Origin of the sequence: Thermoanaerobacter ethanolicus JW 200, from assembly GCF_003722315.1 — a bacterium.
GTDB lineage: Bacteria > Bacillota > Thermoanaerobacteria > Thermoanaerobacterales > Thermoanaerobacteraceae > Thermoanaerobacter > Thermoanaerobacter ethanolicus.
Genome location: NZ_CP033580.1, coordinates 311,598 through 335,448 on the forward strand (window position 1 = coordinate 311,598; position 23,851 = coordinate 335,448).

Annotated in this window: 18 protein-coding genes, 1 tRNA gene and 1 pseudogene; 2 read left to right on the forward strand and 18 right to left on the reverse strand. The window is 33.6% G+C overall.

Annotation, left to right across the window (positions count from 1 at the left end; genetic code table 11):
• Positions 1-373 precede the first annotated feature (373 nt).
• Together EB239_RS01580 and EB239_RS01585 are read right to left on the reverse strand one after the other, a co-directional pair.
• Positions 374-658: an SHOCT domain-containing protein gene (locus EB239_RS01580; RefSeq protein ID WP_003870736.1), complete on the reverse strand. Its 285-nt coding sequence runs from the start codon at positions 656-658 to the stop codon at positions 374-376.
• Positions 659-689: 31 nt separating this feature from the next.
• Positions 690-878 (reverse strand): SHOCT domain-containing protein, encoded by a 189-nt coding sequence (locus tag EB239_RS01585; protein ID WP_003870735.1) that lies wholly within the window; start codon positions 876-878, stop codon positions 690-692.
• 193 nt (positions 879-1,071) lie between these two features.
• Between EB239_RS01585 and EB239_RS01590 the strand changes: the two genes are divergently transcribed.
• Entirely contained in the window at positions 1,072-2,349 is a 1,278-nt protein-coding gene (locus tag EB239_RS01590) for a transposase (protein WP_003869069.1), read from the forward strand.
• A gap of 510 nt (positions 2,350-2,859) precedes the next feature.
• On the opposite strand, the gene EB239_RS01595 is transcribed toward EB239_RS01590, so the two are convergent.
• The 15 genes and pseudogenes from EB239_RS01595 to EB239_RS01665 form a co-directional block, all read right to left on the reverse strand.
• Positions 2,860-2,935, reverse strand: a tRNA-Thr gene (locus EB239_RS01595).
• Positions 2,936-3,043: 108 nt separating this feature from the next.
• Positions 3,044-4,324, reverse strand: a complete 1,281-nt coding sequence (locus EB239_RS01600; protein WP_003871182.1) for an adenylosuccinate synthase — start codon at positions 4,322-4,324, stop codon at positions 3,044-3,046.
• 15 nt (positions 4,325-4,339) lie between these two features.
• The gene (locus EB239_RS01605; RefSeq protein WP_003871183.1) at positions 4,340-5,722 is read right to left on the reverse strand and encodes an NAD(P)/FAD-dependent oxidoreductase; all 1,383 of its coding nucleotides are present in this window, start codon (positions 5,720-5,722) and stop codon (positions 4,340-4,342) included.
• Between the two features lie 233 nt (positions 5,723-5,955).
• Entirely contained in the window at positions 5,956-7,203 is a 1,248-nt protein-coding gene (locus EB239_RS01610) for a methyl-accepting chemotaxis protein (protein WP_003871184.1), read from the reverse strand.
• A 59-nt stretch (positions 7,204-7,262) separates the two neighbouring features.
• On the reverse strand, positions 7,263-7,433 hold the full coding sequence (locus EB239_RS01615; protein ID WP_003871185.1) for a XapX domain-containing protein: 171 nt from the start codon (positions 7,431-7,433) through the stop codon (positions 7,263-7,265).
• 128 nt (positions 7,434-7,561) lie between these two features.
• Entirely contained in the window at positions 7,562-8,281 is a 720-nt protein-coding gene (locus EB239_RS01620; protein WP_003871186.1) for a YitT family protein, read from the reverse strand.
• A 75-nt stretch (positions 8,282-8,356) separates the two neighbouring features.
• Entirely contained in the window at positions 8,357-9,712 is a 1,356-nt protein-coding gene (locus EB239_RS01625) for an FAD-dependent oxidoreductase (RefSeq protein WP_003871187.1), read from the reverse strand.
• Positions 9,713-9,798: 86 nt separating this feature from the next.
• Positions 9,799-10,884 carry a CapA family protein gene (locus tag EB239_RS01630; RefSeq protein ID WP_003871188.1) on the reverse strand — a complete coding sequence of 362 codons (1,086 nt, stop codon included), beginning with the start codon at positions 10,882-10,884 and terminating at the stop codon, positions 9,799-9,801.
• A gap of 102 nt (positions 10,885-10,986) precedes the next feature.
• Positions 10,987-12,669 carry a phospho-sugar mutase gene (locus tag EB239_RS01635; protein ID WP_003871189.1) on the reverse strand — a complete coding sequence of 561 codons (1,683 nt, stop codon included), beginning with the start codon at positions 12,667-12,669 and terminating at the stop codon, positions 10,987-10,989.
• 122 nt (positions 12,670-12,791) lie between these two features.
• Positions 12,792-14,603, reverse strand: a complete 1,812-nt coding sequence (pepF, locus tag EB239_RS01640) for an oligoendopeptidase F (protein ID WP_003871190.1) — start codon at positions 14,601-14,603, stop codon at positions 12,792-12,794.
• Between the two features lie 112 nt (positions 14,604-14,715).
• Complete coding sequence (locus EB239_RS01645; protein ID WP_003871191.1) at positions 14,716-15,519, reverse strand: class I SAM-dependent methyltransferase; 804 nt, start codon at positions 15,517-15,519, stop codon at positions 14,716-14,718.
• A 636-nt stretch (positions 15,520-16,155) separates the two neighbouring features.
• Complete coding sequence (locus EB239_RS01655) at positions 16,156-17,841, reverse strand: ABC transporter ATP-binding protein (protein WP_003871193.1); 1,686 nt, start codon at positions 17,839-17,841, stop codon at positions 16,156-16,158.
• Positions 17,842-17,845: 4 nt separating this feature from the next.
• Complete coding sequence (locus tag EB239_RS14550) at positions 17,846-17,989, reverse strand: hypothetical protein (protein ID WP_003871194.1); 144 nt, start codon at positions 17,987-17,989, stop codon at positions 17,846-17,848.
• Positions 17,990-18,237: 248 nt separating this feature from the next.
• Positions 18,238-19,239 (reverse strand): annotated as a pseudogene (locus EB239_RS01660) (MFS transporter); the annotation flags it as partial.
• Between the two features lie 82 nt (positions 19,240-19,321).
• Complete coding sequence (locus tag EB239_RS01665) at positions 19,322-20,026, reverse strand: ATP-binding cassette domain-containing protein (RefSeq protein ID WP_003871196.1); 705 nt, start codon at positions 20,024-20,026, stop codon at positions 19,322-19,324.
• 203 nt (positions 20,027-20,229) lie between these two features.
• On the opposite strand from EB239_RS01665, the gene EB239_RS01670 reads away from it, so the two are divergent.
• Positions 20,230-21,513 (forward strand): helix-turn-helix domain-containing protein, encoded by a 1,284-nt coding sequence (locus EB239_RS01670; protein ID WP_129545078.1) that lies wholly within the window; start codon positions 20,230-20,232, stop codon positions 21,511-21,513.
• 418 nt (positions 21,514-21,931) lie between these two features.
• On the opposite strand, the gene EB239_RS01680 is transcribed toward EB239_RS01670, so the two are convergent.
• On the reverse strand, positions 21,932-23,665 hold the full coding sequence (locus EB239_RS01680) for an ABC transporter ATP-binding protein (protein ID WP_003871571.1): 1,734 nt from the start codon (positions 23,663-23,665) through the stop codon (positions 21,932-21,934).
• Positions 23,666-23,851: the final 186 nt, after the last annotated feature.

Below are 23,851 nucleotides of genomic sequence, written 5' to 3' on the forward strand. Positions count from 1 at the left end.
GCGAAAGTTACTCGAAGCAATCTAACTTAAAGGAAATATAATACCATTAATTTTCATTTATTAAGCTGGTAAAGAGTCTAAAACTCTACCGTTTTCTCATATAAGTAATGATTTTATTATAAATAAAATGTATTCCACAACTGAACAAGCAAAGTATGTAACCGATGGTAAGCCAATTCAAATTAAAATATTTTAAAAACTTACATACAAAATCTTAACACGGACATACTTTACCCTAACTTTTGACAAACAACCTAAATAAATTAGGACCTTTACATAATATATAAAACATATTATGTAAAGGTCTCGTCTTTTAAGGTCATAAAATGTCAATAGGAGCAATGTAAGCAAAAATAATGTCAAATTATTTAGCTTATTTTTTTAACATTTTTACTATTTCTGTATATTCGTCTGAAGTAATTTCACCTCGAACGTATCTTAACTTGGCAATTTCTAATGCTTCATTATTAGGATCTGTATCGTGTTTTTTAAAAAAGTTAACATTTCTAATCTGTTTTACTAGCAAGTAAATTACTACACCTATTAAAATTAAGAACAATATATTGGTAAGTCCACCACCGAACCAAGTTCCATAACCGTACGGATAATATCCTCCAAAACAATGACCTAAACCACCCGGTATATATCCTCCAAACATTGTTTTCTCCTCCTCTCTAAATATTTAAATTTTACAAAATACTTTTTAATTTATTATATTCTTCTTCTGTAATTTCGCCTTTAGCCAAGCGTATATCGAGTATTCTTTTTGCTTCGTTTGTTTGGTAATTTTTGTTTTCATGTAAATTATTAATCATTCTTTGCAGGTCACCTGTTTTGTACAAATAAAAGCCAATTGCCAAGATTAATATAAGACACATACTTTTCAACTCCTTTCTATTTATCGAAATAGACTTGTGCAAAATTCAGAAGCCTTAATTTAAGCCATTCTACAGACATACTTTTTTCCTATCACTCTTGAATTTTTTATCTTTTATGTAGGATTTCCCCTCCCATTTGTCGAATTATTATATATACACTATAAAAAATTTTTTAAGAAGGAGGAAATCCTACATGTACCAGCTTCAATTGCTTTTAAATATACCTGAACTCTTTACCTCTCAGTCTAAAATTGATTTCTATTCTTCTATGTTTGAAAATCTTGACCTGTCTTCAATACCTGAATTCCCTTCCTCTAGTCCTGGCCGTAAGGGTTATTCTCACCATGCACTTTTTAGAGCTTTTATTGTCATGAAAGCTGAAAGATTCGGCACAATTTCTGACCTTTTAGATTATCTCCGCAATAATCTTATCATTGCTCATCTTTGTGGCTTCGACATTTCTAAACCTCTTCCTTCTTATTGGACTTTTCGCCGTTTTATTAATGACTTCTCTCATGATTATTTGACCTCTATTTTTCAAAATCAGGTCAATATCCTCAAAAATATGGGTATTATCTCCGGTGAGTTTATTTCCATGGATTCTACCCCTATTAAAGCTAACACTAAGTTAAATAACCCTAAGTCTTTTTCTAAAAATAAATTCTCTAAAGATAATCAGCCTAAGTCAGATAAGGATTGTAAATTAGGCGTTTATTCTGCTTCTAACGATTCTTCTAATAAACGCTATAAGTTTTATTGGGGCTATAAAAATCACATTATTGTTGATGCTATCTCTGGTTTACCCATCGCTGAAACTACTACCCCCGCTGATGCCCCTGATTTTGAAGCCGCTTTATCTTTGCTTGAGAAGACTAATAAGTGGTTTAACCTTAAGTATGTTAATTTTATTGCTGATAAAGGCTATGATGTTAAGAAACTTTATAATTATGTTAGAAATATTCTCCACGGTCATTGCTTTATTCCTCTTAACAAGCGTAATTCTAAAAATCCCCCTCTGACTGATGATGGTTATATGGTCTGTGAAGCGGGTATTAAAATGCTTAAAGATGGCAAGCAATATTTTGATGGTTTTATTAAGCAAAAATTTGTTTGCAAGTTCTGTAATTCTAAGGATGATTCTGCCTGCCCTATAAATCATCCTAAATATTTTAATGGCAAAAAGCATAGAGGCTGTACTAAGTATGCTATTATATCTTCTGATTATAGGTCCTCTATTAATAGAGACTCCCTATATTTTAAGGCCGTCTACAAATTGAGAATTGAATCAGAAAGATATAATTCCCGCTTTAAAGCTCTGGATTTTGAAAAGGCTTATGTTAGAAATATTAATTCTGTGAGCAACCTTAATACTTTTGGCCATATTACTTTGCTTACTGTCGCTATTGTAGCTATTAAATTGGGCAAATATGATGAGTTTAGATCTCTTGTTGCTTTGATGCAATCGGCCTAATTTTTATTGAATCTATTTCATGCCATTTTTTAACATTTGACTTCTACAGGATATTTATGCCCTTTTTTAGCTCCTCTTTTTGTCTTTTCTTTTCCCTTACCACTTCCTTTATGTTTGATTGTCAGTGTTGATTACTATATATTGTATGTAATACATATTTTGGTTTTTGATTATGATTATTTTAATTAATTTTGCACATCCCTATTTATCGAAAAATTGTTAACTTGCTTTACCTTTATTTTAAAACTTACTTTTGAAGAAAATATGAAGAGAAAATAAATATAAAAGTACGTTTTTCTTCATGAACTGGCAAAGGTCTTGGGCATTCAGACGTAAAAATGACTCTTAATACATTATTCGCATGTACTTCCCGAAATGCAGAAAGAAGCAGCTGAAAAACTAAGTAAGTTATTTATAAACGGTAAAGATAAGATGTTGTCATTTTGTTGTCACCAACACTAAAATAAAAAAGCAAGGTACTTAAAAACCTTGACTTTTTGACAAAAAAAATGGAGCTGGCGAAAGGACTCGAACCTTCAACCTGCTGATTACAAGTCAGCTGCTCTGCCTATTGAGCTACGCCAGCACCTTTATTAGCTATCCAATTGTCCTGACATTTATATATTATACTTAGAGCAACAGTATATGTCAAGCTTTTTTATAAAATTTTTGTAAAAGAGCCTTAATCACTTTATCAAAAATCCCTTAAAACAATAGTCTGATTTCTTTCAGGTCCTACAGAGATTATTGCTGCTTTAATACCTATCAATTCTTCAATTCTTTTTATATATTTTTGAGCATTATAAGGTAAGTCGTCAAAAGTTTTTGCTCCTTGTATATCTTCTTCCCACCCGTCAAATTCTTCATATACAGGTTCACATTGAGCCAAATCCTCAAGGCTTGCAGGAAAATCTGTTATTATTTCTCCCTTAAATCTATAACCTGTGCATATTTTTATTTTTTTAAGCCCTGTCAAAGTATCTAATTTGGTAAGAGCAAAATGAGTTATACCAGACACTCTTACAGAGTATTTAAGAATAACAGCATCCAGCCAACCACATCGTCTCGGTCTTCCTGTAGTAGTCCCATATTCATGACCTTTTTCTCTTAAGAAATCTCCATTTTCATCAAAAAGCTCTGTGGGAAAAGGCCCTTTACCAACCCTTGTAGTATATGCTTTTACTACACCTATTACTTCATCAATCATTGTAGGTCCTATTCCTGCTCCTACTGTCACTCCTCCTGCTATGGGATGAGACGCAGTAACATAAGGATAGGTACCCAAATCTAAATCAAGAAGTGTCCCCTGTGCTCCTTCAAATAAAACTTTTTTGCCACTTTTAATTAAATCGTATAAAAGCACTGTTGTATCAGTAACAAAGGGTTTTATTTTTTCAGCATACTCTAAATATTTTTTATACATTTCATCAAAATCAAAGCCTTCTACACCATACAAATCTCTAAAAAGTTTATTTTTCTTTTCTATATTTCTTTTAAGCTTTTCCTCTAAAACCTTTGGCTTTATAAGGTCGCATACTCTTATTCCTATCCTTTCTGACTTATCCATATAGCAAGGACCTATGCCTTTTCTCGTAGTACCCAAGTCATTTTTTCCTTTTGCTAGTTCTTCAAGTTCGTCTTGTCTTATATGATAAGGAAATACAATATGGGCTCTATCGCTTATTTTTAAATTCTCTATACTAACCCCTTGTTTTTCTAAATTTTCTATTTCCTCAATCAAAGAAGCTGGGTCAATTACCACTCCATTTCCTATTATACAAATTTTATCAGGATATAATATTCCAGAGGGAATTAAATGAAGTTTATACTGCACTCCTCCTTTTTCAACTGTATGACCAGCATTATTTCCTCCTTGGTATCTTACGACTACATCTGCCTTTTCCGCAAGATAATCAGTAATTTTCCCTTTCCCTTCATCTCCCCATTGGGTACCAACTATAACTAATGTTGACATAATTATTCTCCTTCCCTATTTAACTCTCGTTAGAATTTCTCTTGCAACTACAACGCCAGATACAGAGGCTTGTGCCAGTCCCCGTGTAATGCCTGCTCCATCTCCCGCCGCAAATAGATTTTGAATTTGCGTTTCAAATTTGTCAGTAAGCTTTACTCGTGAGGAATAAAACTTTACCTCAACACCGTATAAAAGTGTATGTTTAGAATATACCCCTGGAGATACTTTGTCCAAAGCTTGCAACATCTCAATTATTGACTGCAAAAATCTATAAGGTAACACCAAGCTTAAATCCCCTGGTGTTGCATCTTTTAAAGTGGGCTCTACAAGTCCTCTTTTAATCCTTTCCGGAGTAGAGCGCCTTCCTGCCAACAAATCTCCTAACCTTTGGACAATCACTCCATCTCCTAACATATTAGCAAGCTCTGCAATATAACGACCATATTCTATTGGCCTATTGAAAGGATGAGTAAACTCTTTACTTACCAGTATTGCAAAATTTGTATTCTCCGTTTTTATATCTTTGTAACTATGCCCATTTACAGTTTTTATGCCATTATTGTTTTCAACAACCACCTTGCCATAAGGGTTCATGCAAAAGGTCCTTACTCTGTCATCAAAAGACTTAGAATAATATATAAATTTAGATTCATAAACCTCCTTTGTAATATCCTCCATAACAACAGCAGGGATTTCTACTCTCACACCTATATCTACCGCATTATTCTTTGTCTCTAGCCCAAGTCTATCAGCTTCTTTCTTAAACCACTCTGCCCCTTCTCTTCCAGGCACAACCACTATATATTTGCCGTAATATTCTTCTCCTTTTTCTGTAACTACACCTTTCGCCTTCCCATTTTCTACAATTATCTCAGTTACCATTGTCTCTGTTTTAATCTCCACTTTTTCGCCAAGGTATTCTCTCATATTTTTTATGATATCGAAACTTTTATCTGTCCCCAAGTGTTTAATAACAGCAGGAATCAATTTTAAATCTGCTGCTTGAGCTCTCTTTTCAATTTCTCTAATCTTTGCTCTATCCGTTCCATGAACTTCTGTCGTCCCACCAAACTTTACATATATGCTGTCTACATAACTTATGAGATGATTAAGCTGAGACTTCGGCATGTACTCGTCTAAAACACCACCAAACTCTGAGGTTAATGTTAACTTTCCATCACTAAATGCCCCTGCACCACCTATGCCTGAAGTAATAGAACAAGGTTTGCAATTAAGGCACTTTGAACCATAAGCATTAAGAGGGCAAATTCTCTTTTGTATATCTTTTCCTTTTTCAAACAAAAGTATGTCTAAACTTTCATTTTTGTCTACAAGCTCTAAAGCCGTAAAAAGGCCTGCAGGTCCGCCTCCTACAATAATAACATCGTATATTTTCATAAAAATATGACCCCTTCTCTTTGATGTAGTAAACTACAAAACCCGTAATATATATTACCAAAAAAAGAATTACAAATCAATAAAAATGCGAATTTTATTTGAATAATTCTATTAAATGTTCGTATTTCATAATGGCTATCGCCCAACTATATTTATTAAAATCTTTTCAAAACAATTCCTATAAAAATAAAAAGACAGGCTATTACGCTCTGTCTTTCATTACTCATTAATTTTTATAAAGATACAACCAATTTCGATAATACATTTTCTAGTTGTGTAGCTGATTTTAGCAGATTTTCCGAACTTTCTTTTATTTCCTCAATAAATTTCATGTGCTCTTCTGTAGATGCGGCAACTTCTTCAGTGGATGCAGCAGTCTCTTCTGACACTGCTGTAATATTTGCTATAGATCCTATTATTTCATCTTTATACCTTGCAAGTTCCATCATCGCATTATTCAACATATGTATATTTTCAGTAATAGTATCTATTGAACTCTTGATCTCATTAAAGGCAGCATATGTAGTTTCCACTTGATGCGCTTGGTCTTCCGCAATTTCCTTTACCACATTTGCTTTTTCAACTGTCTTGTCTGTTTTTTGCTCTATTTCGCTTATAATCTTGGCTATTTCACTGGCAGCTTGTCTCGATTGCTCTGCTAAATTTCGAACTTCTTCTGCAACAACTGCAAATCCACGACCAGCCTCGCCGGCTCTTGCTGCCTCAATAGCAGCATTTAAAGCAAGCAAATTGGTCTGGTCTGCAATTCCCGTTATCACCTCTATAATCTTTTCAATATGATGAGAATTTGCTTGCAACTCATTTATCGCACTAACAACTTCGTCAATTGACTCTTTTGTAACATCAGTTTTTTCTTTTAAAGAATTTACTGTGTGCATGCCATTTTGACTAAGTTTATCAGCATTTATAGTAGACTCTTCTACGGCTTTGAAAAATTTAGCCGAATCATCAATACTATTCCCAATATTCTGCACCATATCGGCTGCATTAGAAGTATCTTTTGCTTGTTCAGAAGCTCCATTTGCAATCTCTTCCACTGCCTTAGAAATTTGTTCAAAAGTCATATTCCCTTGTTCAATAGATTTAAAAAGAGCATTTGCCGTATCTTTAGTGTTTTGAGCAAAAGTAGAGACATCTTGTAAAATTGCTCTAACATTTTCCATCATCGTATTAAAAGTCGTTATTAATGTACCAATCTCATCTTTTCTCTTTAAATCTACCTTAGCTGTAAAATCTCCTTCTTGTGCTTTTTTAAGTTCTTCAATTAATTTTTTAATAGGTCTTGTAATATTTAATGAAATAATTACTGATAAAATTAATGACAAAGCAAAACTAACACTTGCTACTGTAACAAAGAGATGCATTACTTTATCGTCAACCGCAAAATAATAAATAGCCCCCACCGGTATGGCTGCTACTATAAGAAATGAAATAATGAGTCGCCAAAATATGCTTCTCATATGTGTTCCCCCCTTTTATAGATTATGTTTTCACCCCACCACCCTGCTACTTTAAGACTTCACCTACCAATCAATTTAAGGATGTATTCAAACAATACTCCCCCAAGGTAAATTCCTATAATGCCAGCTATTCCTGGTAATACATTCGGAGCAGGGAGTGGCAATTTTAAAGATGAAAAAATTAATCCTACAATCATTCCAGTAACTAATGCTAACAATGTCTCTTTCACATTAACACCTCACTTTATTTTTATCGGTATTTTTATTATTTACTTTAACCAATTTTATATTATATCACAATTTTTTGTTATTTGTCAGACGTCTAATCACTTTTCAGAAAAATAAGATGTGTACAGCATTAATGAATCGACCTCTTTTGCAATTTACCTCCTAAAACATCGTAGACATCATGTATGGTAACAAAGGCTCTTTCGTCATGTTCCTTCACAATCATTTTTAACTTAGCAATCTCCAAACGGCTAACTACAGCATACAAAATTCCTTTTGTTCCTTTAGTATAACCACCCTTCCCTTCCCAAAGCGTAACACTTCGTCCTAAACGGGCTATTATAGTTTCTGCAATCTCATCTGCTTTCTCTGTAACTATCATAACAGCTTTCGCTTCATCTAAACCTTCTATAATCAAATCAATAACCTTAAAAGCAATAAAATAAGTGATGAGAGAATACATGGCTCTATCCCAAGTAAAAACTATTCCAGCACTTCCAAGAATAAAAATATTAAAAAATAATACAATTTCTCCTACAGAAAAACCACTCCATTCTGAAATTACCACTGCCACAATTTCTGTTCCATCCATTGAACCTCCATACCTTATTACAAGCCCTACTCCAATTCCCAAAATGATACCTCCAAAAACAGAAGCCAGCAAAGTATCACTTGTAAGAGAAGGGAGTTTCTCTAAAAAAGTGACCCCTATAGAAAGAATCGTAACAGCAAAAAAAGTAGAAATTACAAAACTCTTACCTATTTGTTTATAACCAAAAACTAAGAAGGGAATATTTAATAGAAAAATAAAAGCTCCAAGAGGCAATTTTGTTAAATAGCTTAATTCCAAATGCCTGGTTAAGTCGAGATTTTTAAAACATATAAAAAGGTCCTACCATGAATATAGGTAAGACCTTTTTGATCGTTATTTTTCTCTTTGTGCTACTGTCGCTGCTTGTTGGAGAGGATCCCACACTGAGTTATATGGAGGTGCATAGGCAAGGTCCAAGGCCTGAAGGTCATCAATTGTCATACCATGGAAAAGCGCTGTAGCAAGAACATCAATTCGCTTGTCTACCCCAGCACCTCCTGCAATTTGTCCTCCTAAAAGCTTGCGGTTGTCTTTATTAAAGTGGAGACGAATAGTCAAAACTTCATCTTCCCAGGGATAATAATGACTTATAGGTCTTGCCTTAATAGAAACAGTCTGATATGGAAGACCTAAAGCTTGGCATTCCCTTTCCCCTAAACCGCTTCTTGCAATCGTCCTATCAAAAACCTTCACAATCGCTGTACCGACAATACCTGCAAATTTTGCATCTCCGCCCGCCATGTTAATTCCAGCAATTCGCCCTTGTTTATTAGCCGTTGTCCCTAATGGCACATAATCTGGCGCATTTTTTATGCGATGAAAATGAGTAGCGCAATCCCCCGCGGCAAAAATATCTGGAATATTTGTTTGTAGGCGTTCATTTACAAGAATCGCATTTCGAGGGCCTAACTCTATACCAGCTTCTCTGGCAAGCTCACTAACTGGGCGAACTCCTATAGAAATAATGACTAAATCGGCTGGGAAAGAATCATTTTTTGTCACAACAGCCCGTACGCCTTTTTCATCTCCTTCTAACCCCACAACTTCTTCATTTAAATGAATTTCTACCCCATGCCTTTTAAGAACATCCTGTGCAATTTCAGCAATAACTGAATCAAAAGTTGGTATAAGTTGGGGTGCTAGATCTAAAACAGTTACTTTGAAACCTCTATTATGTAAGGCTTCTGCTGTTTCTAAACCAATATATCCCCCACCAATTACCACTGCTTTATTAGGAGTATGAGTTTCAAGCCAAGACAAGAGCTTTTCTGCATCTCCCATTGTCTTCAAAGTAAAAACTCCAGGCAAATTTCTACCTTCCCATGGCGGTACAATCGCTGCACTTCCTGTCCCAATTAAAAGCACATCATAAGGCACTGTAATTTCATCTTTTTCTTCCCGGCGATATACGCGAATCTGCTTCTTTTGAGGTATAATCTGTGTAACCTCATGATAAAGCTTTACATCGATATTATAGCGAGTGTAAAACTCTTCAGCTGTTCGCGCAATAAGCTTTTTCCTTTCAGCTACTACTCCCCCTATCCAGTAGGGAAGGCCACATTGAGCATAAGAAATGACCCCCTCTTTTTCAAAGACAAGAATTTCTCCTTCAGGGTCCTGTCTTCTAATTTGAGAAGCTGCACTCATTCCAGCAGCATCGCCGCCAACAATTACATAACGCTTGGCCATTTTTTCTCCTCCTTTTTTGCACTTATGTCCATATTTACATTATACTCTTACCTGCTTATTTTTTCAAACCAAAAGCTTCTTGAAGTTTAATTTACCCACTTTGATAACATTTCAATCTTTTTTAATACCCTCTCTTTTTCTTCCCCTTCTAAAATAACCGGTTTATAGTCATTCCTATCTTTTTGTGAAGAAATAGAAACAGGTATTATGTTCATCTCTACTTTTGCTATTTCTCTTTTGTCATTAAAAAGAAAAATTTGTTGTAAAATTATAGAATCCTTATCTTTTGGATTTCTATTACCTCCGAAAGAAAAATTCCCAAGAGAATATGCAATATACCTATCTTTATACTTCTCTATTCCCTGTAACACATGGGGATGATGACCAATTACTAAGTCTGCCCCTTCATCTATTACAAAATGCCCTAAATCCCTTTGAATCTTATTTGGATAGTATCTATTTTCTTCCCCCCAGTGAAAACTGACAATCAAAATATCTACACTGGGCCTCAACTTCTCAATATCTTTTTTAATTTGATTTTTAGTCCATTTGCTATTGTCAAAACCTGTATACCCTAATATTCCAATTTTTATCCCTTTTACAGTCATAATATACTGATACCCATATCCAAAATACCCAATTCCTTCTTTCTTTAAGGCTTTTACAGTGTCTTCAAAGCCTTCTTTCAAATAATCAAAAGTGTGATTATTAGCCAAATTCACAACTTCAATGCTTCCTTCTTTCAAAATCTTGGCATAGGAAGGGTCCCCTTTAAAAGCATACTCCTTTTCAGCCCGCTTGGTTGCATTAGTAAGAGTTGTCTCTAAATTGGCGATGGTCAAATCATCCTTTTCTAATACACTCTTTACATTTTCAAAAAAATATCCATAGTCATAATTATGTTTTTTAAATTCTTCATCAAAAGTGCCATATTTCCCATAAGACTCATCTGAACCTAAAACGCAATCCCCTACTGCACTTATGACTATTTTTGTATAATTATCTTCCTTATGAACATCTTCTTGAGGAAGACTTTGTGGCTTTTCTTCCACAATAAATTCCTTTAAAAGAGTTTCCGAAATCCCCAGATTTACTGCCTTTAATGGAATAGCAATTATTGCCATTATGAGAAAAACAAAAACTAAAATTTTAGTCACCGTTTTTCCTTTCATATCCACTGCCCTCTTCTTAACATTCTGTAACAATTTTACACATTCATACAAAATAAATCAATATAAAAAGGAAACCACTTATTGTGGTCTCCTTTGAAATAACTAATCTTCTAAACCTAAAACTTTTGTAAACTCTTCTTTTGCCTTTTCTAATAGAGATTTAGCTTCTTCAAAAGTTTCCATATTCATAACCATAAAGTAAAACTTCACTTTTGGCTCTGTCCCTGAAGGCCTTGCATAGACCAAAAGCTTATCTCCAAACTCCATCCTCAAAACATCTGAAGGCGGAATTTGTCCATGTCCTTTTAAATAATCTATCATCCCTGTCAGTTTATGTCCCGCAAGATTTTCAATAGGATTTTCCCTCAACCTTTTCATTATTCTCTTTATCTTTTCTACTCCTGCTCCCCCTTCATACACAGGAGAAAGCTGCCCTTCAAGATAATACCCGTATTTTTTATAAATCTCTTCTAAAGCGTCCACCAAAGTCATGCCCTTTTGCTTGTAATAAGCTGCCATTTCACAAGTCACCATTATTGGAGTCCCAGAATCTTTATCGTAAACAAAATCACCTATATTGTATCCATAGCTTTCCTCATAAGCAAAAAACACTGTCGTGCCTTCTGCTCTCAATCTGTCAGCCTCATTGCAAATCCACTTAAATCCAGTCAACACTTCAGAAACCTCAACCCCATGAGCCTTTGCAATTTTAGCAAACAACTTTGAAGAAACAATGGACTCTATAACTGCTGGATTTTTAGGCATGCCCTTTTTTGAATACATCTCCAACAAGAAATTCAAAAAAAGTATCCCCATTTGATTGCCATCTATTCTCACATAATCTCCCTTATGCTTCACTAATACTCCCATCCTGTCTGCGTCAGGGTCAGAAGCTACAACTATATCTGCATCAAGCCTTTTCGCATCATCTAAAGCTAACTTAAAGGCGTCATCAAATTCGGGATTAGGATAATTTACTGTAGGAAAATTTCCATCAGGTACTTGCTGCTCTTTTTGAATGTAAATATCAAAACCCACTTTCTCAAGCAGTGGTGGCACTATCTTTATGCCTGTTCCGTGAAGCGGTGTATAGACAATATTTAAATCTTTTGAAGAAATTCCAAAAGAATAAGAAAGTGCTCTTTCAAAATATGCCAAATCAATTTCCTGACCCACCATTACAACAAGCCCTTTTTTCTTTGCCTCTTCAAAAGGCATCCTCTTTATTTCACCAAAAGATTTTATTTCCTCATATTCTTTTATAATCCCCTCATCATGAGGCGGTATCACCTGCGCTCCATTTGACCAATATACCTTGTAACCATTGTACTCTAGAGGATTATGACTTGCAGTAATCATTATACCTGCTGTTGTCTTTAAATACCTAACAGCAAATGACAAAAGAGGAGTTGGTCTAAAGTCGTCAAACAAATACACCTTTATGCCATTTGCAGCAAGAATTTCTGCCGATTCAATTGCAAAATCCTTAGAAAAATTCCTTGTATCATAAGAAATAGCAACACTTTTTTCTCCTCGTACCGTCTTATTTATGTAATTGGCAAAAGCTTGTGTTGCTCTACCTACAGTGTAAAAATTCATCCTATTTGCTCCAAGCCCTATAACGCCCCGCATACCTGCTGTGCCAAATTCCAGGTCTTTAAAAAAAGCATCCTGTATTTCAGATTCATTCATTTTCCTTAAAACTTCTTTATCCTTCTCTGAAATTGAAGGGTCATTTAACCATGCTTGATACCTCTCCATTGTTTCCTTCTCCATCTCATCCACGCCTTTCCTACTACCTATTTTTTGTACTTCTATTTTAACCAATTTAAATTTTATTGTCTACAATTTATAAAAAAACTGATACTCAAAGCTGAGTATCAGCGAAAATGTCAAGTTTTGTAAATTTATTTTTCTAATTCCTCTGTTAATTTAATTATCTCATCTATTATACTGCCAATATACTGGATTGTATCCAATAACGGCTTTTCTGTTGTTATATCTACTCCCGCCATTTTCGCCAGTTCTACTGGTGTCTTTGTACCGCCAGCTTTTAATACCTCTTTCCAATCTTCCAATGCCTTTTGCCCTTCCTCTAAATATCTCTTGTTCACTTGGGTGGCTATAGTAAGCCCTGCACTGTAAGTGTAAGGGTAAAGTCCCATATAATAATGAGGCTGTCTCATCCAAGTGAGTTCTGCTCCTTCGTTTATTTTAACAGCATCTCCCCAGAACTTTTCCAGAACTTCTCTTTTAATCTTATTCAAAGTGGGAGCAGTAACAGACCCTCCCTCATCAATTATCCTGTACACTTCTCTTTGATAAGCTGCTTCTAAAAGGTGCGTCACAAAATTGTGGTAATATGTCCTGGAAATCAAAGTAGAGAGCACCCATCTCTTCATTCTCTTATCATTGCTATTTTTCTGCATCAAATAATTAGCCATGAGAAGCTCATTCATTGTGGATGGCGCTTCTATAAAGTAAAGGGATGGCCTTGAATCAAAAATATTTTGATGCTGATGTGCCAAGTAAAAATGCCCAGCATGCCCCAGCTCATGCGCTAGGACAAACACTTCTCTCATTTTATCCGCCCAGTTTATCAAAACGTACGGGTGAGCACCGTAAGGTGTGGCACAAAAAGCACCTGTAGCCTTTCCTCTATTTTCCGCAAAATCTATCCATCTCTCGCTAAAAGCTCTTCTTATCATCTCCCTGTAATCTTCGCCGAAAACTGAAAGCCCCTCTTCTATGTACCTTTTTGCCTCTTCAATTGTCACTTCTGGCTCAAAATCAGGGTCTACTTCCAGCTTCAAATCGGCAAAAGTCATCTCATCTAACCCGTGTATTCTTTGAAGAAGTTTAGCAAATTTTCTTATATGAGGTGCAAGATTTTCCATTATAAGGTCAATCTGCCTCTCGTACATATCCCTTTCCACTTTCTGAGGGAAAAGCAAGCTATCAATGACAGAATCAAACCCCCTCAAAGTGGCTATAATCTTCTCTTTCTGCACCTGTGCCTGGTAAACAGCTGCTATAGTGTGCTGATATTCCTTTAATTTTCTGTAAAAAGCTTCAAAGGCAGCTCTTCTGACTTTCGCATCTTTCTCATACTCCCATTTAGTCTCAAATAGTGAAAAGCTCAAAGGGTATTCCTTGTCTTCAACCTTAAAAGTTCCAAAATCCATATCTGCCAATTTTGCCATATTGTAAATATCTTCAAAAACTTCTAAAACAGGAGATAAAGCAGACAAAGCCTTTTCAACTTCGGGATGAAGGGCATGTTTTTTCTTCCTTAAAATTTCTTTCAGATAATTTGCATTTTCCTTCGACCCTTCTATCGCTTTATTTATCACCTCTTCTTCCTGCTGTATAATCTCAGATTCCACAAAACTTATGCGGCTCTCAATATTTGATGCGACATTTCTAAACTTCATCTGCCTCTGAAGATTTTCTGTATTGGTCTGGTCAACTGCCACAGCTAGATAAGCATAGCTACCTGCCAGTGTAAGAAGCTCTGCTATACTTCTTAACTTGTCCAGGCACTTATTAATATTTTCCGGAGTTGTGAGCTTACCTTTAAATTCTTCTTCAAGCTCTTTTGTAAGCTCTTCCGTTTTTTTAACTGTCGCTTCATACTCTTCTTCTGTCTTGAAAATACCCGACAAATCCCAAGTCAGCCTTTCATCAACATCCTTTCTATCCAACAAATGTGTACTCAAAAAAATACCCCCCTTTAATTTTTGGTAATTATATGATACCCCCTCAAAAAAATAAAATCAACCCGAATTGATTCTGCATTGATTTCCTTTTTTTGTATTTAGTTTTGTTTTCTTATTTACATTTTTGTGCAACAAATAATAAATGATTACTTGCTCCGAAAAACTCTGGCTTTTCGCTATAATAAAAATGGAAATTAAGCCACAATTGATAACTCTCATCATCCATGTTGTTTATTTTATCCGCTAATAATTCACTTAAACCATCGGTTGCAATTTCAGCCACAATTGTCAATCCGGAGTTTTTAAGTAATTCTCTTGCTTGTTGGACTGTTATAAATACAAAAGGAAAATCTCTTACCTTAAAAGTCTTGCGGTCATAATTACCTTTCCTTAAATAATCAGGTTGATAACACATGGTTTCTGTAACAATAACCATATCATTATTAATAAACGCAAAAAGCATCATTCCATCATCTTTACATACCCGTTTTACTTCCTCTATACATTTCAATCGATTCCCTATATCTTCTAAATGATACAATGGGCCAAGACATAACACAATATCATAGCTATTATTTTCGAATCTAGAAAGATCTAAAGCATTACCTTGAAATATGTCAAGTTTCATATATGGCTTTTTCTTTTCTTTAATACGTTTTACATGTTTTTCAACCAAATCTACCGCAGTCACTTGATAACCCTTTTCTGCAAAATACAAAGAATATTCTCCAGTGCCTGCTCCTAAGTCTAAAATTTTCATTCCCGGTTTCAAATATTTTTCAATTTGTCTTACTGTAGTTAAAAATTCAATTCTTGAAGCTTTTGAAGATAACCTGAAATCTTCATCAAAGATTTCATAAAGAGCTGAAATTCTCTCTTCTTCACTTTCTATTTTTAGTAAGTCTTCCATTTTCATTTATCATTACCCCCATTAAATGGATAGTTTCATGAATCTTATGATTTTATTCTATCAACTCTACTCTCTTTATCAATAGGGAAATTACTTGATAATTTCATCAGCCAATATACCAATTCTTTCCCTGGATATTCCATTGTTTTACGTGTTAATTGTATTATACCTTTCCCTTATATGACATACATCCCGTCAAAGCTTATATGTGATGCTAATTTTGACATTGAAATAGTAAATAAAGGATTGTTTATTTCATTAGTTTGGGTGTTAATACTTGGTTTCATTGTTTTTTTACTCATGAAAAATGGATTAAAAAAATACACCTCTCATGGAGCGTTTGCTTTGATAGTAACAACTTCTGTTAGCCTTTGTAATCCAGCATATCCTACACCCAAAATAAAGAGAAATATTGGCCATCTTTGTCGAATAGAAACCTTCAAATATGTAAAGATAGTATATCCCCCATTAAATTTCAAAACACACATTTTATTTTCTTCTAAATTTTCTTTTTTACTTATTCTATTTCCTATATTATACAAAATAAAGAAAACAATTTTAACCCGATTTAAATCGGGGTTTGATGTAAAAAAATGGATATGCGCATAAAAAAATAAGCCCACATAAAAGGGGTTATTTAAACTAGCTTACCACTGATAAAACTACACTCGCAGGTGTGAAAATCTCATCAAAAGTACCTATTTTTATTACTTCTCCATCCTCTACAAAAATTATCTTGTCATATTTTCTCAACACCTCTTCAGAAGTATTATGAGTAATTACCAATGCTGTCAAACCTTCTATGCTTAAAATAGAATCTTCTATGCTGGAGGCTGTCTTTTTATCCAGTGAAGAAGTAGGTTCATCTGAAACCAAAATAGGTGTGCCCTTAATTAGTGCCCTCGCAATACTTATTCTCTGCCTTTCTCCACCTGATAAATTGCTTCCTTTCTCTCCTACTTCAGTGTTTTCTTTTTCAGGTAGTTTCTCTATAAATTCCTTTAAACCAGAGAGAGAAATTGCTCTCTCTATAATTTTTTCATCATACTCTTTAAAAAGAGTTATATTGTTTTTTATACTAGTATCAAACATAAACACATTTTGATGTATTACAGATATTAAATTATTGTACAAATCTTCTGTTTTTATCTTCCTTATATCTATACCGTCAATTAAGATTTTACCCTCAAAATTGTTATAGTATTTCAAAAGAAGTTTTAGTATTGTAGATTTTCCGCTGCCACTTGGACCAATAATTGCACATTTTTCTCCTCTTTTTACTGTAAAAGATACATTCTTTAAAACTGGTTCTTTTCTGCTATCATAAGAAAAACTAACATTGTCAAACACTATTGCATCATTAAAGTCTTCCTTTGAAACAAATTCCTCTTTTCCGTCTTTCTTGTCCTGCATAATATCTATTATTTTCTGCTGTATTGACTCTGTTCCTTTTAAAGCATTTACTTTTTCTATAATTCCTATCATCGGATTTACAATGTTATTCATCAATTGTACTGCAGCTATCATCAATCCCGGTTCTATAACATGCTTTATCACAAGATAGGCTCCAACGCCCAGTGAAACAAAAAACATTAAAGATCCAAAAAATTCCGTCAAAGCATTTGCTAAAGCAAGTATTTTTTCAAAGAAAAATCTAGTGTCTTCTACTTTTTTGTTGTATTTCTGATACTGTTTCTCCACCAATTTTTCCACATTAAAACTTTTGACTATTTCAAAGCCAGACAATATGTCATTTGTCTGCACTGTCAAATCAGATAAACTATCAGAAAAATCTTTTTTAGCTTTACTTATTTTCTCCCTAAAAAGATAAGGAATAACTATGAGAAAAATATTTATGACAAAAACTCCTACAGCAATGTAAACATTTAATTTAAAAATCGCCACAGTAGCGATTATAAAAGAAAATATTTGCTCTAACATTATCAGTATATTCTTAAAATAATCCTGTTCAAGTATTGTGATATCATTATTCAAAGTAGAAATATACGCAGCACTATTGCCCTTTTGAAACTGGTCTATTTCTCTATTTATGACTTTAGAAAATATGTCATTTTTTAAATTGTAAAGCATTTGTCTTACATAGTTCGCCCTTAAAACTCTCAAAAAATACCATACAATGAGTACTCCAATTAAATACAATACAAAAATTATACTGGTTCTATAAAGGCTTTCCATATTATATTGTACAGCTGCATCTACAAAACTTCCCAAAATAAATGCCACCATAACAGTTAATATACTTTCTGCCAATGTGAAAATTATATTTGCTGTAAGTAGTAACTTATGCTTAAAAAAATACTCCCTCATTCTCTCACCTCCCTAAAGCCTCTACTAATACAAATCCCATTCCAACTCCTAAAAACAGACCACCCATGAAATGTCCAAGAAGTATCCCTAAACCTGTACCAATAAATAAGCATCCTACAAAAATTTTGCCTTTCTTTATAAATCCCAAAGTATCCCCCCTATTTTTCTTAAACTAATCAACACTAATCTTAAATAATACAAATTTAAAATTAATTTTTTTTATTTTTGTTGCTTTAATAATAACATTATTTAAATTTCCAGTAAAATTTATTAAATCACGAAAAACGGCCTTTATTTCGCATTTAATGAATTTGGCTTATGAATTCTCTAAATTTTAAAGTTTTATTCCTTTTTTCTGTGTAAATTAAAAAAAGCATAGAGTAAAAGCTCTGCAGTTTACTCTATGCTTACTTCTTTTTCCAATACCATTGCCTTTTTAAAGGGTATGCTGGAAATTAAAGCAGTAATCAAAGATAAGAAAAGTGCAGCATTAAGGCCCATTCTGTCACTTAAGATTCCAAATAAATAAGTGCATAGAATTGTCGAAACACTAATAAACAGACTGTATATTGATATAATCGTAGCACGCTCTGAAGATGGTATTAATTTATTAAAATATGGCATAAAAATTGGTGTATGAGCTGAATATATCACTGTATAAATAATATAAGGTATAAATGAATAGCTTGGAATTACATACATCATAAATATAAACAATGCCGAGATAATACTTATAATCATTAATGTCCGAAGTAACCCGCCAAATTTTTCAGCTATTCTGTCAGCATAGCGTGGGACAATAATGCTAAGTATCATGGTTAACGCTAATATGACTCCAAACCATTCTACAGGTATACCTGCTTTTTCAAAATAGGGCTGCCACAACATTGACAAAATTCCCGAAGAAAAAAAGAAGAAAAATGCTCCAATTGTAATAGATAATAAAATCCGATGCTTAAATAGATATCCAGTTCCTTTAGAAATTTTACTAAAATATTCTCTATAACTGTATTCTACCTCTTTTTTCTGTGATTTATCTTTTTTGCCTGTTAAAAATACGTAAATAAAAACCAGAAAAATTCCTATACCTTCTATTAGCCAAATTTCTCTGAAGATGTTATAGCGTACTAAAATACTCCCTCCTAAAAAACCCATTGTGCTTCCCAAGTAATTATAACTTGTAAGACGTCCCCAGTATTTTGTAAGGTCTACGTCTTTTTCACTAAAAAGAATCGAATCAGCAAACCAAGATTCAAAGGCCCCAGAGTTGAGGGTAGCTCCAACCCCTGATAAAAAATAGAGAAATAATAAAACTGCAAAAGAGGTATTAAAGTATATACCGATAGAAGTCAAACTGCCAATCAACAAAGATAAAAGAACAGAAAATTTTCGACTATATGTATCCGCAAGAGCTTAAAAACAGACAGGTCCCTGTCCCCTTGTCTTTTGAACATTTTCATGTTTTACTGTGGGTGTTTCTTTACACCACAAATATTCCTTCTTCCCTCACTGGCTCCTCTACTTTATCCAACTTCTCTATATTAAATAAACTGTAAAAATATCCTTTCCTATCTAATAGCTCATCAAATTTCCCACTCTCTATTACTTTCCCATCTTTTAATACTATTATCTCATCATATTTCTTCAGTAACTCACTCCATAATCTGTGTGTCACTACTATTGCTGTTATATCTTTCATCTCCAATATCGTTTTCTCTATTAAATAGGCTGTCTCATTGTCTAACGCTGCTGTCGCCTCATCTAACGCCAAAATCGATGCATTTGTTATTATTGACCTGGCTACCGCTATCCTCTGCCTCTCCCCTCCTGATAATAATTTACCTCCTTCCCCTACATCACTGTATATCCCCTCTGGCAATTTCTCTAACAATGGCCCTAACCCCGCTATCTTTGCTGCTCTTATTACTTCTTCATCTGTGTATTTGTCATTAAAAAGAGTTATGTTGTCTTTTACTGTGCCGTCAAATATGAATACATTTTGATGTAATAACGTAATTATTTTGAACAAGTCTTTCTTATCTATTTGCCTTAATTCAATCCCATCTAATAATATCTTCCCTTCATAGTTTTCATATTGTTTTAACAATAATTTCAGTATAGTCGATTTTCCTGCCCCACTTGTTCCTACTAAAGCGTATTTTCCACCTTTTTTGATTGCAGACAAAGGGACAGGGACTTGTCTTTTGTCTAAATTCTTTCATCTAAATAAATGAAGATATTTAGAAGTAAAATATGGAAATTTTCAAACAAAGAGAACCGTCCCTGCCGTTTGTTTACTCGTCAATTTTGTGTATTCCCTTTTATGGCCATAAATGCTATAATTATAAAAAACACTTAAACATTTTCATCCCCTCTGGTGGTGAAATTATGCTCTCTTCTATAGGCGATAAAATTAAAGCTTTGAGACTACAAAAAAATCTCTCACAAAGTGAATTGTGTGGAAATTTTATGAGTAGAGTGGTCTTGAGCAGAATTGAAAACGGGAAAGCACTCCCCTCATTAGAACAGTTAGCTTACCTCGCCGAAAAATTAGAAGTACCTGTAAGTTATTTCTTTAGTGATTCTACAGGAGAAAAATACATACTTTTTGAGAAAAATTCGTCTTTACTTAAAGACTTGTTTTTAGCCAAAGATTATTACGAAATTATTAAATGGTCCGAGGAAAATCACAATGCTTTTTGTGAAGTAGAAGATTCTAATAAATACTACTATCTTGGCATGTCTTATTTTTACTCCAATATCTTTGATAAAGCTTTAAAAATTTTGAAAAAATATATAAATGCTTTTACTAAATCAAGCACAGACTTTAAAAGGGAAAATATAGAAAAATTTTCTGATGCCTTAAACTCTCTTTTTAAAATAATGCTTAAAAATAAAAACTATGAAAAGGGATTTCATTACTTAGAGCTTGCAAGAAAGTATCTTTATCAATTTAATGCCTTGAGTTTACCTGTAAGTTTTGCAATACATAATAATTTAGCTTACACTTACCTCAAAACGTGTCAGTTCCAAAAAGTAGTAATTATATTGGAAAATTTCATTAATTACAATAATGATATTATAAGCCTTAAAATTATGCCAGATATATATACTTCTCTAAATATCGCCTATTACAACTTAGGAAATTATGAAAAAGCCCTTTACTATATAAAAAAAGCGATACTTTTATTTGAGTTTCAGGGCGATCATTTAGAAGCTGGAAAATGCTACCTGAACTATATAAATACCTTAAGGCACAGTAGCAAATTTAAAGAAGTCTTTGAAGTGCTTGAAAAAGCTAAGAATGATTACAAAGATGACGCTGAACTTTATCACAAGTTTAAAATTCAAGAGATGATTCTTTATTTTAATATCGGTATGTATGAAAAAGTTATTGAACTTTCAGAAAGCATTAATACTTCTTTACTCAGCATGAGAGGGAAAAAAGAGCTCGCTTTCATATTAGGTCATATAAAATACTTGAATAAAGAATTTGAGGAGGCTTATAGATTTCTTAAAAAATGCGAAAAATATTTTGCTGAAGAGAATTTTTACAATGACCTATCTGTTATCTATGAAGACTTATACGCAATTACAGGTGATGTTAATTATAGAGAAAAAGTATTGGCAGTAAAAAATAAATCAGGTAGGAAAAATGTAATTATAAAATAAGCAAATGTCCTGTATAGCAAAAAGCAGGAACCCTCCTCATAATAATGAGTTCCTCCTTTATATGAATCTCCTTATGGAAAAAACAGAGTATTATTTAGCTTTTACTAAATACCTTGAACATTTAAGAAAGCATATTTATACCACTAATATTATAGAAAGTAATATTATAGAAAGTGTCAATAGCCTGATCGAGAAAACCCGCATAAAAACAGGTGAATATTTCAATTCCGCTGAGGCCTTGAAATTAATATTTATCTCCAGAGAAAAAATTTAAAACAAACAAAAGGGAAAAAGCCGGTTCCAATGACAAATGGCCATATCTATGAAATACAACAACTTTTCCAGTTACGTTACTTTAACCAGACACAAAATTCTTGACAAATCTCCGAGTATACGCCTAGATTAAGAGGCCCTCAATCTATACCACAAATATTCCCCCTTCTTTCACTGGTTCCTCTACCTTATCCAGCTTCTCTATGTTAAATAAACTGTAAAAGTATCCTTTCCTCTCTATTAAATCGTCAAACTTGCCCCTCTCTACAATCCTACCATCTCTTAATACTATTATCTCATCATATTTCTTTAGTAGCTCACTCCACAACCTGTGTGTCACCACTATCGCCGTTATGTCCATCTCCAGTATCGTCTTCTCTATTAAATATGCCGTTTCATTGTCCAGTGCCGCTGTTGCCTCATCCAGTGCTAGTATTGACGCATTTGTTATTATTGACCTCGCTATCGCTATCCTCTGCCTCTCCCCTCCTGATAGAAGTTTTCCCCCTTCTCCTACATCGCTTAATATGTCCTCTGGCAATTTCTCTAACAATGGCCCTAATCCTGCTGTCTTCGCTGCTCTTATTACTTCTTCATATGTGTATTTGTCATTAAATAGGGTTATGTTATCCTTTACTGTCCCGTCAAATATGAATACGTTCTGATGTAATAGCGTAATTATTTTGAATAAGTCTTTCTTGTCTATTCTCCTTAATTCTATCCCATCCAGTTTTATTTCTCCTTCATAGTTTTCATATTGTTTTAACAATAACTTGAGTATTGTGGATTTCCCTGCTCCACTCGTCCCTACTAATGCGTACTTTCCTCCTTTTTTGATTGTAAAGTTTATGTTATCCAAAGCTTTTGTCTCACCTGTGTAGCTAAAAGATACATTTTTAAATTCTATTGAATCGTTAAAAGATTTTACTGGTATATAATTATCCCCCTCTTCCTTTTCCTGTAATACTTCATTTATCTTCTGTGATATGCTCTTTAAGGAGAGTATCCTATTGAGATTTTGACCCATACTGTATATTGGCATAATTATGCTATTGCTAAGCTGCACACAGGCAATCATTGTTCCTAAAGTCATCTCTCCTTTTATGGTAAAGTACAAACCTACTGCAAATACAGAGAGGAAAATAAAACTACTTAAAATTTCAGACATAGTGTCAGAGGTATTTAAAAGTATGCTGTATTTAAGCTTTTTATCTTCCACATCTTCATTAACTTTTGAAAACTTCTCATGTACTTTATCCTCTATCCCGAAGCTCTTTATCACTTCAAGTCCTGTAAGAGTATCTTTAGATTCTATAGTAAAAAGTTCTAAGCTCTCAGAATAATCGTTTCTCATTTTAGCAATCTTATCATCAAAAATGCGAGGAATTATTACACTAAGAATTGCCATGAGTATTATCATCACAGTTATTTTGTAACTTAATATAAATAGAGAAATTAATGCAGCCACAAATCCTACTGCACTGCCTAAAAGCCTAAAGAAATTGTTAAAATAATCCTCTTCTACAATCTTTACATCATTTGAAATAATTGAAATGTACTTACCTGTATTAACTTCATTAAAATGTTCCACATCCTTTTTAATGATTGCTCTAAATAACCTGTCTTTTAGATATATCAAAGTTTTTTTCATGTAATGAAATCGAGTTGTTCTATTTAACCATCCAACTACTGCTTCCAATATGGTAAACATTACTGCGAATTTGACAACAGAATAAAATTTCACCAAATCTCGTGTAGTTGCTATATCTATGAGTTTTTTATAAATAAAAGCAAAGTAAATATTTATCAATACAGAAGCTACTAAGAAAAATACTGCAAGCACAAACTCTTTTTTGAACTTGAATAAAAATTCTCTCATACAGGCCTTTCACTCCTTTTCATACAACATTAGACTTGTGCAAAATTCAGAAGCCTTAATTTAAGCCATTCTACAGACATACTTTTTTCCTATCACTCTTGAATTTTTTATCTTTTATGTAGGATTTCCCCTCCCATTTGTCGAATTATTATATATACACTATAAAAAATTTTTTAAGAAGGAGGA

What these genes read in the sequence shown, in the direction of transcription:
- EB239_RS01585 (WP_003870735.1), bottom strand. Translation starts at nt 878, where the DNA reads ATGTGTCTTATATTAATCTTGGCAATTGGCTTTTATTTGTACAAAACA.
- EB239_RS01630 (WP_003871188.1), bottom strand. Translation starts at nt 10,884, where the DNA reads ATGAAAGGAAAAACGGTGACTAAAATTTTAGTTTTTGTTTTTCTCATA.
- EB239_RS01610 (WP_003871184.1), bottom strand. Translation starts at nt 7,203, where the DNA reads ATGAGAAGCATATTTTGGCGACTCATTATTTCATTTCTTATAGTAGCA.
- EB239_RS01670 (WP_129545078.1), top strand. Translation starts at nt 20,230, where the DNA reads ATGCTCTCTTCTATAGGCGATAAAATTAAAGCTTTGAGACTACAAAAA.
- EB239_RS01590 (WP_003869069.1), top strand. Translation starts at nt 1,072, where the DNA reads ATGTACCAGCTTCAATTGCTTTTAAATATACCTGAACTCTTTACCTCT.
- EB239_RS01645 (WP_003871191.1), bottom strand. Translation starts at nt 15,519, where the DNA reads ATGAAAATGGAAGACTTACTAAAAATAGAAAGTGAAGAAGAGAGAATT.
- EB239_RS01580 (WP_003870736.1), bottom strand. Translation starts at nt 658, where the DNA reads ATGTTTGGAGGATATATACCGGGTGGTTTAGGTCATTGTTTTGGAGGA.
- EB239_RS01655 (WP_003871193.1), bottom strand. Translation starts at nt 17,841, where the DNA reads ATGAGGGAGTATTTTTTTAAGCATAAGTTACTACTTACAGCAAATATA.
- EB239_RS01600 (WP_003871182.1), bottom strand. Translation starts at nt 4,324, where the DNA reads ATGTCAACATTAGTTATAGTTGGTACCCAATGGGGAGATGAAGGGAAA.
- EB239_RS01625 (WP_003871187.1), bottom strand. Translation starts at nt 9,712, where the DNA reads ATGGCCAAGCGTTATGTAATTGTTGGCGGCGATGCTGCTGGAATGAGT.
- EB239_RS01605 (WP_003871183.1), bottom strand. Translation starts at nt 5,722, where the DNA reads ATGAAAATATACGATGTTATTATTGTAGGAGGCGGACCTGCAGGCCTT.
- EB239_RS01680 (WP_003871571.1), bottom strand. Translation starts at nt 23,665, where the DNA reads ATGAGAGAATTTTTATTCAAGTTCAAAAAAGAGTTTGTGCTTGCAGTA.